The organism is Enterococcus sp. DIV1090, assembly GCF_050537975.1.
In the GTDB taxonomy this organism is placed as follows: domain Bacteria; phylum Bacillota; class Bacilli; order Lactobacillales; family Enterococcaceae; genus Enterococcus; species Enterococcus faecalis.
On sequence record NZ_CP172917.1, the window covers coordinates 2,102,453 to 2,116,513 of the forward strand.

Here is a 14,061-nt window from a genome sequence, read left to right on the forward strand (position 1 = left end):
TTCTTTGAATCAGATTCCTGTTATTTACTCACTCTATTAGAAAGGACGGTTGCAATGGAAACAACATTTACCCATAAATGCCCCAACTGTGGCGGCCCGCTCTTATTTAATCCCAAAGATCAAAAATTTCATTGTGAATATTGTTTAAATATTTACACGGAAGAAGAAGTGACTCGTTATGAGCAACAGCAACATGAGGCGCATTTAGAGAATCCCTCAACAACGACTGCCGAGGAAAATTTGACTTTCACAGCGGAAGAAGAATCCTCCGCCACGCAACAAACAGAGACCACTGAGAATGAAACAACTGCCGATGCAGGCACAATGGAAATTTTTAATTGTCCAAGCTGTGGCGCTCAAATTGTCACCGATGCAACAACAGCAGCCACATACTGTTATTATTGCCATAATCCAGTTGTCTTGGCTGGTCGATTAAGTGGCGAATTTTTACCAGAAAACGTCTTACCCTTTACAATTGAAAAAGACGAAGCGATTGAAAAATTTCTCGCTTGGACCAAGAAAAAATGGTTCATTCCTCGAGATTTTTTCAGCAAAAATCAAATCGATAAATTAACTGGGGTTTACTTCCCCTATTGGGTCGTTGATGCAGAAGTCGACGGACAACTGCAAGCTATTGGCACAAGTATTCGCATTTGGCGCGTAGGTGATATTGAATACACCGAAACAAAACGTTTCAATGTGGGACGTTCAGGAAAATTATCGTTTAAAGAATTAGTTAAAAATGCCTTGTCAAAAAACGTCCAACAAAAAATGGTGGAAGGCGTTCAACCATTTTTAATTGATCAAGCGGTGCCTTTCAAAAGCCAATACCTAGCAGGTTTTCAAGCAGAAAAACGCGATATTGAATATGAAGCAATCAAAAAACACGTCCAACAAGAATTACAAGATTATTCGGAATCATTGTTACGGGACTCTGCTTCTGGTTATACTACGTTGACAAATGTTCGCACGGATATTTCTCTAAATCAAGAAAATAATCACTATATGCTTTTGCCAATTTGGTTAGTCACCTATCGCAGTCAGGAACAATCAAAAAAAGTTTATTATTATGCCATGAATGGACAAACAGGTAAAGTAAGCGGTGTACTTCCAATTAGTTACACTCGTTTAGGGCTAGCAACGTTAGGCATTTTCGCTGGACTCTTAGCACTCTTTTTATTAGGAGGTTATTTCCTATGAAAAAACGACTTTTACCTATTTTTTTCCTAATACTTCTTACCTTTGGCCTTGCCCTACCCGTTTCGGCGGCTGAAAATTCAATTGATGATGACGCACAATTACTGACACCTGATCAAATAAACCAACTAAAGCAAGAGATACAACCTTTGGAAGAAAAAACAAAAGCCTCTGCCTTTATTGTGACCACAAATAATAATACCTATGGCGATGAACAAGAATATGCAGATCATTATCTTTTAAATAAAGTTGGCAAGGATCAAAATGCGATTCTTTTTCTCATTGATATGGACTTACGGAAAGTCTACATCTCTACTTCTGGAAACATGATTGATTATATGACGGATGCACGAATTGATAATACCTTAGATAAAGTAATGGATGGGATGAGTCAAGGAAATTATTTTGCGGCTGCTCAAACCTTTGTTCAGGAAACTCAAGCATTTGTTGACAAAGGGGTTCCTGGGGGTCACTATCGTGTGGACAGCGAAACAGGTAAAATCACTCGTTATAAAGTCATTACCCCGCTGGAAATGGTAATTGCTTTTGCTGCTGCGCTGATACTCAGTTTGGTCTTCTTAGGCATTAATATTTCTAAATATCAATTAAAATTTTCAAGTTATCAATATCCCTTTAGGGAAAAAACAACTTTAAACTTAACCTCCCGCACAGATCAGTTAACCAACTCTTTCATCACTACGCGTCGTATTCCTAAAAACAATGGCGGCAGTGGCGGAATGGGCGGTGGTGGTAGCACCACCCACTCAACTGGCGGCGGCACATTCGGTGGCGGCGGTCGAAGTTTTTAGATTTTTCGCAGAAATACCAACTCCTATAAAGAGTGATAAAAACCAACCGATTGAACCAAAACTATCTGATTCACAAAAAAACTCATCTAGCACTATTGAAGACGTAATGGCTGAGTTAAGAAATTTAAAAATGTTAGTTGATGAAGGAGTTCTAACAGAAGAAGAATTTCAACAAAAGAAACGGCAATTGCTTCAATTAGATTAATAAAAAAATCCTGAAAAGACTCGTCATCTTTTCAGGATTTTTTTCTTCTTGGTATTTTCCCATAATTCTTGATAAGGTATTTCATGGATATCACGAAAATAAGCTACTTCAAACTTTTCAAAATCAGTTGACTGGCAGTTGCCGGTTAAAACACCAATTCCTGCTTTGCCATGACACGTTCCCATGAAAACATCCACGAGCGAATCACCTACCATAATTACTTCTGTCGCCTTCAATTGACATGACTGACAAAAGGCTTGGAGCATGTCCGCATCTGGTTTCGGTAAGTAACGATCTCCTGTCGCAATAAAATCAAACATTTCTGTTAAACCAAGATATTCCATAATCAACATAGTCGCTGGCAAAGTATCTGAAGTTGCTAATCCAATTTTATAGTTCTTCCGTTTTAGCTCAAGAAATAACTGTTTTAAATCACCAATTGGTTCAATCTTTTTCAGATTTTTTCGTAAATAATCATAAAAAAATTGCTCCAGCCATCGACTGCTGATTCCCTGTTCGACTAATTCCTCAAATTGCGCCAATTCCTGATAAAGTTCCTGATAAAGGACTTCATCAAGTAAATGTTTTTGCAAAAAACGTTGCTCCTGAATAGCTAATATCTTTTTTATTTCTGCTGAATGATGAGGGGCTAACATACTTAGTGTTTCAAAACAAGCTTGCAAACCTGCTTGCCAAAGAGTGTCAAAACGAATACACGTACCATCTTTATCAAATAAAATTCCTCGATTTTCCATGAAAGAACACCTCAAAACGTTTGCTTTGCTTCCTATTTGTTTCTTCAAGTATACTAATCATTTATTTGATTTTGATATTCTTTTTGTATCATTTGTGTAAAAAAATATAAAAAAGCAACGAATTTTTCTAAATTCGTTGCTTTTATATTAATCGATTACTTTTTTCACTTTGAATTCTTTTGTTTCAGCAGACGGTTCTGTTTGATCAGCTAATTCAAATAAAATATGGGTACCATTTTCTTCATCTTCAACGATAATCAGTTTTCCTGGAATCTTTCGAGTATCTTTCGCAATTTGGGCTTCTTTAATTAATTTTTTTTGATCTCTTTTTGAAGCAAGGGCATTTCCTAAATTAAAAAAGACAGTTTCTTCCATAATTAACCACTCACTTTCTCTACTTTTTTTAAGTTAATTATAGCATATCCCTAGAAAAAGTGGCAGCTTGTGTCCTTTTACTTTCATTTAAGCATCAATAATCAAGGAATAAGCATAAGGACTTTCATAAATTCCTGAAGTATAATAATTGAGCCTCTTTTTAAATAGCGGGCCGTCAATTACCAACGTATGGTACTCCCCGTTTTCTCCGCAAATATCTAATTGATGCTCTTTAAGGTACGTGATAAATGTTTCATTTAACGGTTCTCCTAAAAATTTTATTGGAATACCTGCCTCTTTGCTGACCGTTTTGATAATTGCTGTGTACCCTTTTGCCAAGAATTCTTTCACAAGTGCTTCGCGATTTTCCTGCCAAAGAGGTAATTGTGGCTCAAGCCCAGCACTTAATGCAACTTGGCGATCCCAAGCACCATTTTGTTCAATATCTATATCGCCAAAACAAACCGTTTCTGCACCTAATTTTTTGGTTTCCTGCAGTGCCTCAACCACTTTTTCTGTGTAATTTGTTTCATTGTTATGTGATATAACAAGTGGTAAATCTAACGCTTCGGCCGCTGCTTCTAAGACGGAGATTGGTATCCCGTGAAACCAAGAACGATTAATTTCATCACTTAATGTTGTCACTAACGCAACTGGCTGATTTCCTGCTTGTACCAATCGATCCATCGCCAATAAACAATCTTTACCAGAGCTATAACTTAAACAAAATTTTTTCATAAACGTTCCCTCTTTTCTCTATGACTATACCTCAAAACAATACATCCGTATACATATTTATTATTTAAGTATAACTAATACTGAATAGTTATTTAAATCAAAACATGGTATAAAATAGAGGTAAAGCAAGCTTTATTCACTTCTTTATATCTCTTTTCAACGGATGATCAGCTGGCGGAAACCAGCTGATCTTTTTTTCAAAAAACACAGCTATCTTTTGCAGTTTTCTTTTCCTCATGTTATAAAGAGAGGGTAGGAAGCATTTATTCACTTCTTTACAAATCTATCTTAATCTTAGACAGTCGGCGGAAAACGGCTGTCTATTTATCTGGAAAAATTATGAACTCGTCAGCTAGTGGTCAGTTGACGAGTTTTATGTTATAATAATTAGAACACGAAAAATATTTTTAAACGAACCATTCAATTGTTTTGATGATTTTATTCAAAACTGGCGTGTCTAGAGAGACACAAGGATGTATTAGAGGCAGGGAATACATCGCTTAAATGAAAAATACTTGAATACTAGAAATAGTCTGATCCAACTTTAAAATAATAATATTGATTCGTTAGATAGCCTTCTCTTTAAAGAGAAGGCTATTGTCAATTAAAGAGTAAAACCACCGCATGTTTAAAATTAAACTTATCTCAAACATACCCTGTCGGTGTTTCACGCATTATCTCAACAAACAGCAAAAATCCAGAAGAGAGACTCTTCTGGATTTTTGCTTATTTGACGATACTTTTTTAAATTTTGTTAATCAATTTAAAATAATCCACATAAGTGCATAATTGGGAAAACAAATAATAAACTATCAAAACGATCTAAAATACCGCCATGTCCTGGCAAGATGTTACCAGAGTCTTTCACGCCATAATGACGTTTGATAGAAGATTCAACCAAATCACCGAATTGCCCTACTATAGAAAATAGAACCGTCAATACGAGCATCACCGACATCGGATAAGGAAATAGCCCTTTATTAGCTGTGAAAACTAAAAACAACGCTGCTACAACGACGGCTGATAAAATACCACCAAGTGCACCTTCTATTGTCTTGTTGGGTGAAACATCTGGCATCAATTTATGACGACCAAATCGGCGTCCAAATAGATATGCACCAATATCCGTTGCCCAGACAATGAATAAAGCAAATAACAAGACTTCAAAACCTGCGGAACGGGCACTAATAAAGTTCTGGAACCCCATCCCTACATATAAACTGACAATAACTGGAAAGCCAGCTTCTTCAATCGTATATGTATTTTTAGAAATCACCGAAGCACCTAACAACAACATTACAGTGACATAAAATAAAATGAAATTTGTTTGCATTTCCGGCAAAAAGTTTAACCATTTAATTGTTGGGATAACTAAAAAAACGGCCCCTAATGCTGATAAAACACCTTCAAAACTTAATAACGTTAACCCTTTCATACGGAATAACTCGTACACGCCGACTACTGCCAAAGCAACAGCGGCAATCTCAATTGCAAAACCACCATACCAGATAATTGGAATAAAGATGATTAATGCGACGATAGCTGTGATGACACGTTGTCTCACTGCGGATCGCTCCCTTCTGTTTCTGTAGTTTCTTTTAGACCTCCAAAACGACGATTACGATTTTGGAAAGAAGCAATCGCGGTTTCTAAAGTGTCCCCTGAAAAATCAGGCCATAATGCTTTTGTAAAAAACAACTCGCTATAAGCAATTTGCCATAGCAAGAAATTACTAATTCTCTCTTCCCCACTTGTTCGAATCAACAATTCTGGATCGCGAAGTTCCGTGGGTAAAAAGCCAGTCATTAAGTGATCTGCGATCGTTTCTTCTGTAATCTCATCTGCCGTATATGCTTTTTCTGAAACCTCTGCAGCAATCTGTTTCATGGCAGTTAGTAGCTCCGCACGCGCCCCATAATTTAAAGCAAAGTTCAAAACCATGCCCGTATTGTCCTTGGTTTGCTCAATGGCCCGCTTAACAGCATCTTGCGTATGGCTTGGTAGAAACTCTTGGTAGCCCATTACATTGACTTTAACATTTTCCTTAATTAATTCAGGCACGAATGTATCAAAAAAATCAACAGGCAATTGCATTAAGAAATTGACTTCATCTGTTGGTCTCTTCCAATTTTCCGTTGAAAATGCATAAAGTGTTAAAACTTTAACGCCTAAATGACTAGCATGCTTCGTTATTTTTTTGACCGTATCCATGCCTTCTTTATGTCCAGCAATTCTCGGCAGTCTTCGATTCTGTGCCCACCGGCCATTTCCGTCCATAATAATGGCAATGTGCTGAGGAATTTGGCCTTCTTTATCAAAGGCGTATTGGCTTGCTTCTTCTACATATTTATTTTTTTGCGGAAAAAAACGTAACATCTTTTTCCCTCCATTCCAAAAAATCTATCTTAATTATTATAACAATAACTAATGCAAATGCCTATGCATAGTCCCTGAATTTTCCTGATAATTAAGAAATTCCTTGTAACTTTATCATTTATGGTCCTTTTTTAAAAGAAAAAAACTTAGACTTGGCAGGTAAATCAACATGATGTATCTGTCTAGCCCTAAAATTTTAAATAAACAACGGGACAGGAGCAGCTTCTTCGGAAATAAGCTGAACGTCCTTGAGAGACAAAAAGCATCTTTCAGAACTTTCTTCTTATTTCTTGAAGCTTAACACGCCTGTCCCGACCTCAAGTTTTTATTCTATTGTCATTTTCTTTTTATTCATTGACTGGAACAATGGCACCGTTCCATTTTTTCGTAATCCAATCTTGGACTTCTTTGCTACGTAACACTTTGACTAATTTTTTTACATTTTCATTGTTTTCGTCTTCTTTACGAACCGCAATAATATTGGCATAAGGTGAACTTTCTTTTTCTAAGGCAATCGCATCTTTTTTCGGATTTAATCCTTGATCCACGGCAAAGTTTGAGTTAATTAAAACCGCAGCCCCTTCTTCATTGTCATAAAGAGTGGTCATGATTGCTGGATCACTTTCATGATTGAATTTCAACTTTTTAGTATTTTTATCAATATCATCGAAAGTAGCAGTTGTCCGGTCTACCCCTTCTTTCAGCGTGATTAAACCAGCATCTTCTAAGATAGTTAATACGCGTGGCCAATCTGAAACGGAAGAGCTAACGTAAATCGTTGAACCATCAGGAATTTCTTGTAACGATTTGTATTTTTTCGAGTAAAGCCCAACTGGTTCTAAATGAATCGCACCTGCATTCGCAAAGTCATAATCATTTTCTTTAACCGCTTCATTAAAGAACGGCACATGTTGGAAATAGTTGGCATCGATATCGCCACTTTCCAACGCCTTGTTAGGTAGCACGTAATCTGTATAAGTCGTCACTTCTAGTTTTACACCTTCTTTTTCTAATAAAGGTTTTACATGTTCTAAAATCTCTGCATGTGGAACTGGCGAAGCCCCAACTTTCAAGACCGAGTCATCACTCTTTTTATTGCCGCACGCCCCTAAAATTAAGATAGCTATTGCTACAGTAATTACTGACCATAATGTACGTTTTTTCATCTTATTCCCTCCATTTATCGTTTATCTATTTTTTTAGCGACTGTATCCCCAAGCCATTGAATCGCAAAGACAATAATTAAGATACAAATCGTTGCTACTAAGGTAACTGTATTTTGACCACGTTGGAAGCCATCTTGATACGCCAAACTTCCTAAACCACCCGCTCCAATAGCAGCTGCCATTGCAGTGTAGCCCACTAAAGAAATGGTTGTAACGGTTAAGCCAGAAACAAGCGCTGGCAGACTTTCTGGTAATAGCACTTTCCAAATTATTTGGAAACGATTGGCCCCCATTGCTTTGGCTGCTTCAATCACGCCTTTATCGACTTCACGAAAAGCAATTTCGACCATGCGAGCATAAAAAGGTGCTGCGGAAATAATCAATGCTGGTAAGGAGCCTTTGACACCAGACATACTCCCTAAAATAATTTTTGTAAAAGGAATTAACAAAACGATTAAGATAATAAACGGAATCGAACGGAAAATATTTACAAAAATGGCCACTAGCCAATACAGTAATCGGCTCAAAATTCCTTTTCTGCCTGACGTTTCAAAAAGCAGTAGTCCTAAAATCAGCCCTAAAATGGCGACCACTATGATTGAAATCCCTGTCATATAGAGTGTTTCAATCGTTTTTTCTTGTAGTTTACTTATATCAATTTGCGAAAAATCAAAGAAACTTGCTAAGCCACGATTATTCATTTCCAATCACCTCTGTTTCTACACGAAGTTTACGTAATCCTTCAATGGCTGCTAGAATATTTTGCTCTTCGCCTAATAATTGAATATAAAGAGAACCCACTGCACCCTGCTTTGTTTGCTGAATGTTCCCTTGAATAATACTGACTTCTACTTGATATTCTTGGACAATATGCGAGATAATTGGCAATTTCGCTTGTTCGCCGTGGAAAAGTAGGCGAACAATTTTTCCATTCGGATATTGTTCCAACATTTCTTCGACAACCAGTTCCGTTTCTTCAATGTTTTTATCCGCTTCTTGTTGGATAAAGCGTTTCGCAATTTCTGTTTGAGGCTTTTTGAAAATATCGATTACTTTACCTTCTTCAACAATTTCACCATATTCCATCACGGCTACGCGATTACAAATTTTACGAATCACGTGCATTTCGTGGGTAATTAATACAACCGTTAAATTTAATTCTTGGTTGATTTTTAGTAGTAATTCTAGCACTTCATCGGTTGTCTGCGGATCCAAAGCACTCGTTGCTTCATCACAAAGCAAAATGTCAGGATTGTTAGCTAAGGCACGGGCAATCCCCACTCGTTGCTTTTGCCCACCAGAGAGTTGACTTGGGTAGGCATTTTCCCGTCCTTCTAAACCAACCAACTTAATTAACTCTTCTGCGCGGCTTTTCCGATTTTGTTTTGGAACACCAGCAATTTCCAATGGGAGCATGATATTTTCTAGGACCGTCCGTGACCATAATAAATTAAAATGTTGAAAGATCATCCCAATTTTTTTACGGAAGTTTCGTAGTTCTTTATTTGGCAACAATGCAATATCTTGTCCTTGAATTTCTACTTCACCTTCTGTAGGTGTTTCAAGCCCATTCAATAGGCGAACCAACGTACTTTTTCCTGCACCTGAATAGCCAATAATGCCATAAATATCACCTGATTCAACCGTTAAATCAATATCTTTTAAAGCTGTGACTTTACCCGCTTTACCGGAAAACTCTTTTTTTACATGACGTAATTCAATTAATGCCATTTTGTTCTCCTCTTCTTTCTGTTCTACTTTCTTATTTTGAAGGTTTCGCACTTTTTATGAAACGAATTTGCTTAATAAAAACAAAAAAACTTCCATCCTTTTGCTATTACAGCAAAAAGGACGAAAGTTTGTCATTTCGTGATACCACCTTAATTCGCTATTATTTCTCAATAATAACCTCATACGGTACTTGATTCTTCGCATACCGTTGGCTGTAACGGGCGCCCCGTAGTAAGTTCACTGCTTCGCTCACTTACTCTGCTCAAAGACCATCTTCCATCTTAAATCTGTTACCCATTCTCAGCAAACAGGGCTCTCTTCAAACGTCCTTAACATGTACTCTTCTTTTCAAAGCTTTCTTTTGATTAGATTGAGAAAATTATAGCAATAAACATTGGCCTTGTCAACGTAAGACTAAAGATTTTCAAATTCTGTTGGTTCAACATCTGCTAAAACAGCAATCCAGGCATTTTCTTCATCTAACGCACTTGGCTCTTGATCAGCCGCTTCATTAATCGCGACTACCTTACCAGATAATGGACTACTGAATTCACTGACTGCTTTTTCTGCTTCTAATTCAATTAAAGAGTCACCTTTAGCTAATGTTTGTCCGACTTTTGGAAACGTTGCAAAAGTAATCTTCCCTAAATCCTCTTGGGCTTCGGCGGTTAAACCAATTTTATAACCTGCTTCTGTTGGTAAGATCCATAATTGATCGATTTGTTTCATTTCACTCATTTTCCAAGCACTCCTTCGTAATCTGTTTCTTTAAAACCATTCGTTAGAAATGTATTGTCTTTTAAGAGAATTGGACGCTTAATCAACATGCCATCCGCAGCTAAACGCTGACTTGCTTCTTCAATAGAAAAACTGTCAACAAGATCTTTTAAGCCTTGTTCTCTATATAAAACCCCACTTGTGTTAAAAAAACGACGAACAGGCAAGCCGGTTTCTTTCATCCATTTTGCTAGTTGTTCACTACTAGGCGGTGTTGCTTTAATATCAATTGCTTGGTATTTAACGCCTTGTTGGTCTAACCACGCTTTCGCTTTTTTACAAGTTGAGCATTTAGGATATTCATAAAGTGTGTACATTTCTACCCCTTCTTTCTTCTTTCTTTAACGACCACTTCTGGTACGAACCGTTTCTTGTTGGTAACGCATGGACATAATTAAGCCCACCCCAATCATGTTACCTAAAATGGAAGAACCACCTTGACTAATAAACGGTAATGGAATCCCAGTTAATGGTAGTAAACCAATATTCGCTCCAATGTTTTCAAAAACATGGAACAAAATCATCATGATAATTCCTGTGGCAATGTAGGCATAGAATTCATTATTTGTATCAAAACAAACGCGAATCATGCGGTAGATTAAAATAAAATACAACAAAATAATGAAACAGCCACCAATAAAGCCAAAGTTTTCACCAACAACTGTAAAAATCATATCTGACTCACGAACAGGGACATACACATCACTCACGTTAAAGCCTTTTCCGAAAAGGCCCCCAGAACCAATTGCTGTTAATGCTAGCGCTGGTTGGAATGAGCGATCTGGATCTGTATGGAAAGGATTTAGCCATAAATCAATCCGATCAAATTTATAGGCTTCGACCCCTAACTTAGACAATAAATCTCTACCTGTTTCTGTTGTAATCAAGTAAATAGTTCCAGCTCCGACTAGAGCAGCTAAAATAAAAACTGGCACAATAATTTTCCAAGTAATGCCAGACATTAAGAAAACTCCCCCAAAAATGGCTAAGAAAACTAACATCGTCCCGAAGTCTTTTTGTAAAAGGACTAAAACAATTACCGGAATCGCGACTAATAGCATTTTAGCGATTAGCCAAAAGTCGCTTTTGAGTGTTCGGTCCACATATTTAACATTATGCATGGTCACTATATAGGCCAGCATCAAAATAAACGCAATCTTCATCAATTCCGATGGTTGGAATGTGGTGCCACCAAAGCGAATCCAGTTTTTAGAACCTGTTTGCTCTGCTAGCACGGGATCATAGAATTTCAGTAGTAATCCCATTAATACTAATCCAAGTGCATAAAAAACGGGCGTTAACCGCCAGAGTAATTTTGAGCTAAAATGCATAATAATGACAATACTTAATCCTCCGACTAAATACCACAGTCCTTGTTTCATTAACAAGCTACCAATTTTAGGTTTGCTTGGATCATTGTAAAGCGCTACGTAAAGCGATAGCATACCAATTAGTGATAAAAGAAAAACTGGTAATATCACGCCGTAATCAATTCGACTATCTAAATTTGTTTTCTCTTTTCTATTCATTCGTCATCCCTTTTCCTTTGTTCATACGTTTTTTATTATATCTTTCTCACAGAAGAAAAGAAAGGAATTCTACTATATTTGAGAAAAACTTTAGAGAATTGGTCCTTCACTATCAATTTTTTCTTTTTCTTCAATCCTATTTGGCTTTTATTTAAAATTTTTCACATCAGTGATAATGAGAAAGTTTACTATAAACATTCAGTACCAAAAAACAGTCGCAACTAAAACACGTTGCGACTGTTTTTATTCGCTTTTTCTTTGTTTCGTTTGTTGTAGCTCTTTATTAATTCGGACAATTTCGTTGCCAAAATTTTGCCAGTCACTGGCTCGCGGGGGCGCTAACCAAATTAAACATTTTACTGAAAATAACGTTTTTGGTAAATAATCCGAAACTACTAAATCAGTATCTGGTCGAATCGCTGAATGAAAGTGAATGCTGAAAGATTCGAATATTTTGATTTGTTCTTTGATAAACTGAGTATATTTTTCTCCTTGCGTAAAATTCACATAAAGATTGATCGTGCTTTTTTCATTCCTTTGGTCATAAAGACGGGATAACACTAATAGCAAATCAAAAAATAAAGAAAGCTTACTAAACTCAAACGCCGAGCAATCCAACGCAAATAAAAACTGACGACAGCTATTAAAAACAATTGGGTAGCGTTCCTGAAAAAATTCTAAATCCATAATTCGTAAGGTGATATCGATGAACGGCGTAATAAAACGATGTTGATAAATAATCGGAACAATTTCTTGATAAAATTCTTCGTCCGAAATTGTAAACGGCATATAAGAAAAGAATAATGTTTTCGTAGCCGTAATTGCCTCATTGTGAGAACTCAGCAAATGTTCCGAAATAAGTTCACTTTGATAGACCGATAAATTGCCGATAATTCCTTGAATTTCTGCGTTTTTCTCTGCATGAGTCGCCTTCATCACTTCGTTGATCCAACTTTGAATTTCTTGATAAATCGAACTTTCTTCATCAAAAGCGAATGGATTTTCTTCTTGGGATAAAAAATAATTAGCTTTTCTCTGCGTTCGTTCTAACGCCACCAATACATAATGTTTAAATAAATGAAAATTAGTGATATTTTCATAAGAGCCTTTCAATTGAGCCAATAATTGGTTCACTGCGCGAAGATCTGTTTGATTATATAATTCTTCAGAATCTTTGTAAATTCGGTAATAAAGCATAGTAAAATATTGTCTAATCGCCATTTCATTGCCGCTAAGTTGTAAATTTTTGGATAACTTAATACCGTATTGACCTAATTCTTTCCGGATATGGTCAACAATTTTGTATACAACCGTTCGACTCATCCCGTGCTTTTCACCGTATTTTTTGATTGAGGTAAACTGATGAAAGAAAATCGTTTTTAATAGATTAAATTCTAACGAGTCTTTTAAATAATATTCTTCAATAATACTTGAAGAAATACGAAGGCTTTGAGATAACAAAATTTCATTATTTTTTTCACTGATTTCCATCTCATTAATCAGACCAAAGCGTTGCAAATCTGCATTGATTTCTGTTATGTTCCGTTCTAGCAAATAAGGAGAAATAGCTAATTGCTTACATAAACGATCTTTTCGTTCAGAAAATGAATATTGTTGCTCTAACTTTCTAATAATCGCTAATTTTAAATTTTCCCGATCATCTAATAACAAGAATTCCATTTAAACTCTCCTTGTTCCATACAAAAGTGAGCCTGACAGGAAGCTTAAAGTGGTGCCAAATTGAGAGGACCCACTTGCCGCTCCTCCAGTAATTTCCACTGGGGCTATCGTATCTATTTTTTTCAACAACTCATCATTTAACAGCACCTTTTTATTTACTCGTTCCTGTTCAATTTTATTTTTCTTTTTCTCCTGTTTTGTTTGTTGCTCCTTGTCCTGTCTCGAGGCAATAATTGGTCTTTCTGGGCCAATCATTGCTTGACTATAAGGAAGCTCTGCAAGCATATTCCCCTCTGCAGCAAAATTAGTAGGGTTGACATACACCTTCGCAATAGAAAGGTATGACTCGTAACGGAAGGTTACAAAATAAAGGCCTACTTTTTGAGTATTTACATTATTTTCTATAATTACATTTTCTAAATTTAAAGGGCGACCCTCTTTATCTTTTAGAAAAACGACATTGTCTAATGGTGACCATGCTTGATTAACTCCTAAAAACGTGTCTTTTAATTTAAGTTCCGTTTGATTTTCTTTGACCGTAATGGTTGCTGTTTCAATTTTGCCATCCACTTCATAAGTCACGGTGTATTTGCCTGGCGTTGTCGCTTCGTTTGCATAGCTATTCACTGAAGCAATCAACATTCCTGAAGAAAGAAATAAGGCTGTGCCGATACTACCATAATAAATAGTTCGCTGGTTCATCTCGTTTATTATTCCTCCAAA

At 36.5% G+C, this 14,061-nt stretch carries 16 protein-coding genes and 1 other annotated feature; of the genes, 3 read left to right on the plus strand and 13 right to left on the minus strand.

What is annotated here, in order from left to right; genetic code table 11:
- The first annotated feature begins 54 nt into the window (after positions 1–54).
- From IGL48_RS10145 to IGL48_RS10155, 3 genes are read left to right on the plus strand one after another with little or no spacing between them, the layout of a single operon-like run.
- Positions 55–1,200: a TFIIB-type zinc ribbon-containing protein gene (locus tag IGL48_RS10145; RefSeq protein WP_430601643.1), complete on the plus strand. Its 1,146-nt coding sequence runs from the start codon at positions 55–57 to the stop codon at positions 1,198–1,200.
- Positions 1,197–2,006, plus strand: coding sequence for a TPM domain-containing protein (locus IGL48_RS10150; RefSeq protein ID WP_282852669.1), 810 nt, complete (start codon positions 1,197–1,199; stop codon positions 2,004–2,006). The genes IGL48_RS10145 and IGL48_RS10150 overlap by 4 nt, the downstream gene beginning before the upstream one ends.
- The gene (locus tag IGL48_RS10155) at positions 1,984–2,211 is read left to right on the plus strand and encodes an SHOCT domain-containing protein (protein WP_002385743.1); all 228 of its coding nucleotides are present in this window, start codon (positions 1,984–1,986) and stop codon (positions 2,209–2,211) included. The genes IGL48_RS10150 and IGL48_RS10155 overlap by 23 nt, the downstream gene beginning before the upstream one ends.
- A gap of 23 nt (positions 2,212–2,234) precedes the next feature.
- On the opposite strand, the gene IGL48_RS10160 is transcribed toward IGL48_RS10155, so the two are convergent.
- The 13 genes from IGL48_RS10160 to IGL48_RS10220 form a co-directional block, all read right to left on the minus strand.
- Positions 2,235–2,966 carry an HAD family hydrolase gene (locus IGL48_RS10160; RefSeq protein WP_002390007.1) on the minus strand — a complete coding sequence of 244 codons (732 nt, stop codon included), beginning with the start codon at positions 2,964–2,966 and terminating at the stop codon, positions 2,235–2,237.
- A 147-nt stretch (positions 2,967–3,113) separates the two neighbouring features.
- On the minus strand, positions 3,114–3,341 hold the full coding sequence (locus IGL48_RS10165; RefSeq protein WP_002384191.1) for a hypothetical protein: 228 nt from the start codon (positions 3,339–3,341) through the stop codon (positions 3,114–3,116).
- Positions 3,342–3,428: 87 nt separating this feature from the next.
- A complete protein-coding gene (locus tag IGL48_RS10170) occupies positions 3,429–4,079 on the minus strand; it encodes a diphthine--ammonia ligase (RefSeq protein ID WP_002372215.1) in 651 nt (216 codons plus the stop codon).
- A 763-nt stretch (positions 4,080–4,842) separates the two neighbouring features.
- The gene (locus tag IGL48_RS10175) at positions 4,843–5,643 is read right to left on the minus strand and encodes a phosphatidate cytidylyltransferase (protein WP_002376658.1); all 801 of its coding nucleotides are present in this window, start codon (positions 5,641–5,643) and stop codon (positions 4,843–4,845) included.
- Positions 5,640–6,455 (minus strand): isoprenyl transferase, encoded by an 816-nt coding sequence (locus tag IGL48_RS10180; protein WP_002362225.1) that lies wholly within the window; start codon positions 6,453–6,455, stop codon positions 5,640–5,642. The genes IGL48_RS10175 and IGL48_RS10180 overlap by 4 nt, the downstream gene beginning before the upstream one ends.
- A gap of 347 nt (positions 6,456–6,802) precedes the next feature.
- Positions 6,803–7,621, minus strand: a complete 819-nt coding sequence (locus IGL48_RS10185; RefSeq protein WP_010712702.1) for a MetQ/NlpA family ABC transporter substrate-binding protein — start codon at positions 7,619–7,621, stop codon at positions 6,803–6,805.
- Positions 7,622–7,635: 14 nt separating this feature from the next.
- On the minus strand, positions 7,636–8,322 hold the full coding sequence (locus tag IGL48_RS10190; RefSeq protein WP_002356640.1) for a methionine ABC transporter permease: 687 nt from the start codon (positions 8,320–8,322) through the stop codon (positions 7,636–7,638).
- On the minus strand, positions 8,315–9,352 hold the full coding sequence (locus IGL48_RS10195; protein ID WP_002364465.1) for a methionine ABC transporter ATP-binding protein: 1,038 nt from the start codon (positions 9,350–9,352) through the stop codon (positions 8,315–8,317). The genes IGL48_RS10190 and IGL48_RS10195 overlap by 8 nt, the downstream gene beginning before the upstream one ends.
- Before the next feature lie 113 nt (positions 9,353–9,465).
- Positions 9,466–9,713, minus strand: a binding site (T-box leader).
- Between the two features lie 53 nt (positions 9,714–9,766).
- Positions 9,767–10,081, minus strand: a complete 315-nt coding sequence (locus tag IGL48_RS10200; protein WP_011109554.1) for a glycine cleavage system protein H — start codon at positions 10,079–10,081, stop codon at positions 9,767–9,769.
- Between the two features lie 5 nt (positions 10,082–10,086).
- Positions 10,087–10,446 (minus strand): arsenate reductase family protein, encoded by a 360-nt coding sequence (locus IGL48_RS10205; protein WP_048949445.1) that lies wholly within the window; start codon positions 10,444–10,446, stop codon positions 10,087–10,089.
- A gap of 24 nt (positions 10,447–10,470) precedes the next feature.
- Positions 10,471–11,658 (minus strand): FtsW/RodA/SpoVE family cell cycle protein, encoded by a 1,188-nt coding sequence (locus tag IGL48_RS10210; RefSeq protein WP_002356636.1) that lies wholly within the window; start codon positions 11,656–11,658, stop codon positions 10,471–10,473.
- Between the two features lie 243 nt (positions 11,659–11,901).
- Positions 11,902–13,338 carry a helix-turn-helix domain-containing protein gene (locus IGL48_RS10215; RefSeq protein ID WP_002356635.1) on the minus strand — a complete coding sequence of 479 codons (1,437 nt, stop codon included), beginning with the start codon at positions 13,336–13,338 and terminating at the stop codon, positions 11,902–11,904.
- Complete coding sequence (locus tag IGL48_RS10220) at positions 13,339–14,040, minus strand: bacterial Ig-like domain-containing protein (protein ID WP_002356634.1); 702 nt, start codon at positions 14,038–14,040, stop codon at positions 13,339–13,341. It lies immediately after the preceding gene.
- Between the last annotated feature and the right edge of the window lie 21 nt (positions 14,041–14,061).

Coding starts and splice junctions, on each gene's coding strand:
- IGL48_RS10145 (WP_430601643.1), top strand. CDS start 55: ATGGAAACAACATTTACCCATAAATGCCCCAACTGTGGCGGCCCGCTC.
- IGL48_RS10150 (WP_282852669.1), top strand. CDS start 1,197: ATGAAAAAACGACTTTTACCTATTTTTTTCCTAATACTTCTTACCTTT.
- IGL48_RS10160 (WP_002390007.1), bottom strand. CDS start 2,966: ATGGAAAATCGAGGAATTTTATTTGATAAAGATGGTACGTGTATTCGT.
- IGL48_RS10165 (WP_002384191.1), bottom strand. CDS start 3,341: ATGGAAGAAACTGTCTTTTTTAATTTAGGAAATGCCCTTGCTTCAAAA.
- IGL48_RS10170 (WP_002372215.1), bottom strand. CDS start 4,079: ATGAAAAAATTTTGTTTAAGTTATAGCTCTGGTAAAGATTGTTTATTG.
- IGL48_RS10180 (WP_002362225.1), bottom strand. CDS start 6,455: ATGTTACGTTTTTTTCCGCAAAAAAATAAATATGTAGAAGAAGCAAGC.
- IGL48_RS10185 (WP_010712702.1), bottom strand. CDS start 7,621: ATGAAAAAACGTACATTATGGTCAGTAATTACTGTAGCAATAGCTATC.
- IGL48_RS10190 (WP_002356640.1), bottom strand. CDS start 8,322: ATGAATAATCGTGGCTTAGCAAGTTTCTTTGATTTTTCGCAAATTGAT.
- IGL48_RS10195 (WP_002364465.1), bottom strand. CDS start 9,352: ATGGCATTAATTGAATTACGTCATGTAAAAAAAGAGTTTTCCGGTAAA.
- IGL48_RS10200 (WP_011109554.1), bottom strand. CDS start 10,081: ATGAAACAAATCGATCAATTATGGATCTTACCAACAGAAGCAGGTTAT.
- IGL48_RS10205 (WP_048949445.1), bottom strand. CDS start 10,446: ATGTACACACTTTATGAATATCCTAAATGCTCAACTTGTAAAAAAGCG.
- IGL48_RS10210 (WP_002356636.1), bottom strand. CDS start 11,658: ATGAATAGAAAAGAGAAAACAAATTTAGATAGTCGAATTGATTACGGC.
- IGL48_RS10215 (WP_002356635.1), bottom strand. CDS start 13,338: ATGGAATTCTTGTTATTAGATGATCGGGAAAATTTAAAATTAGCGATT.
- IGL48_RS10220 (WP_002356634.1), bottom strand. CDS start 14,040: ATGAACCAGCGAACTATTTATTATGGTAGTATCGGCACAGCCTTATTT.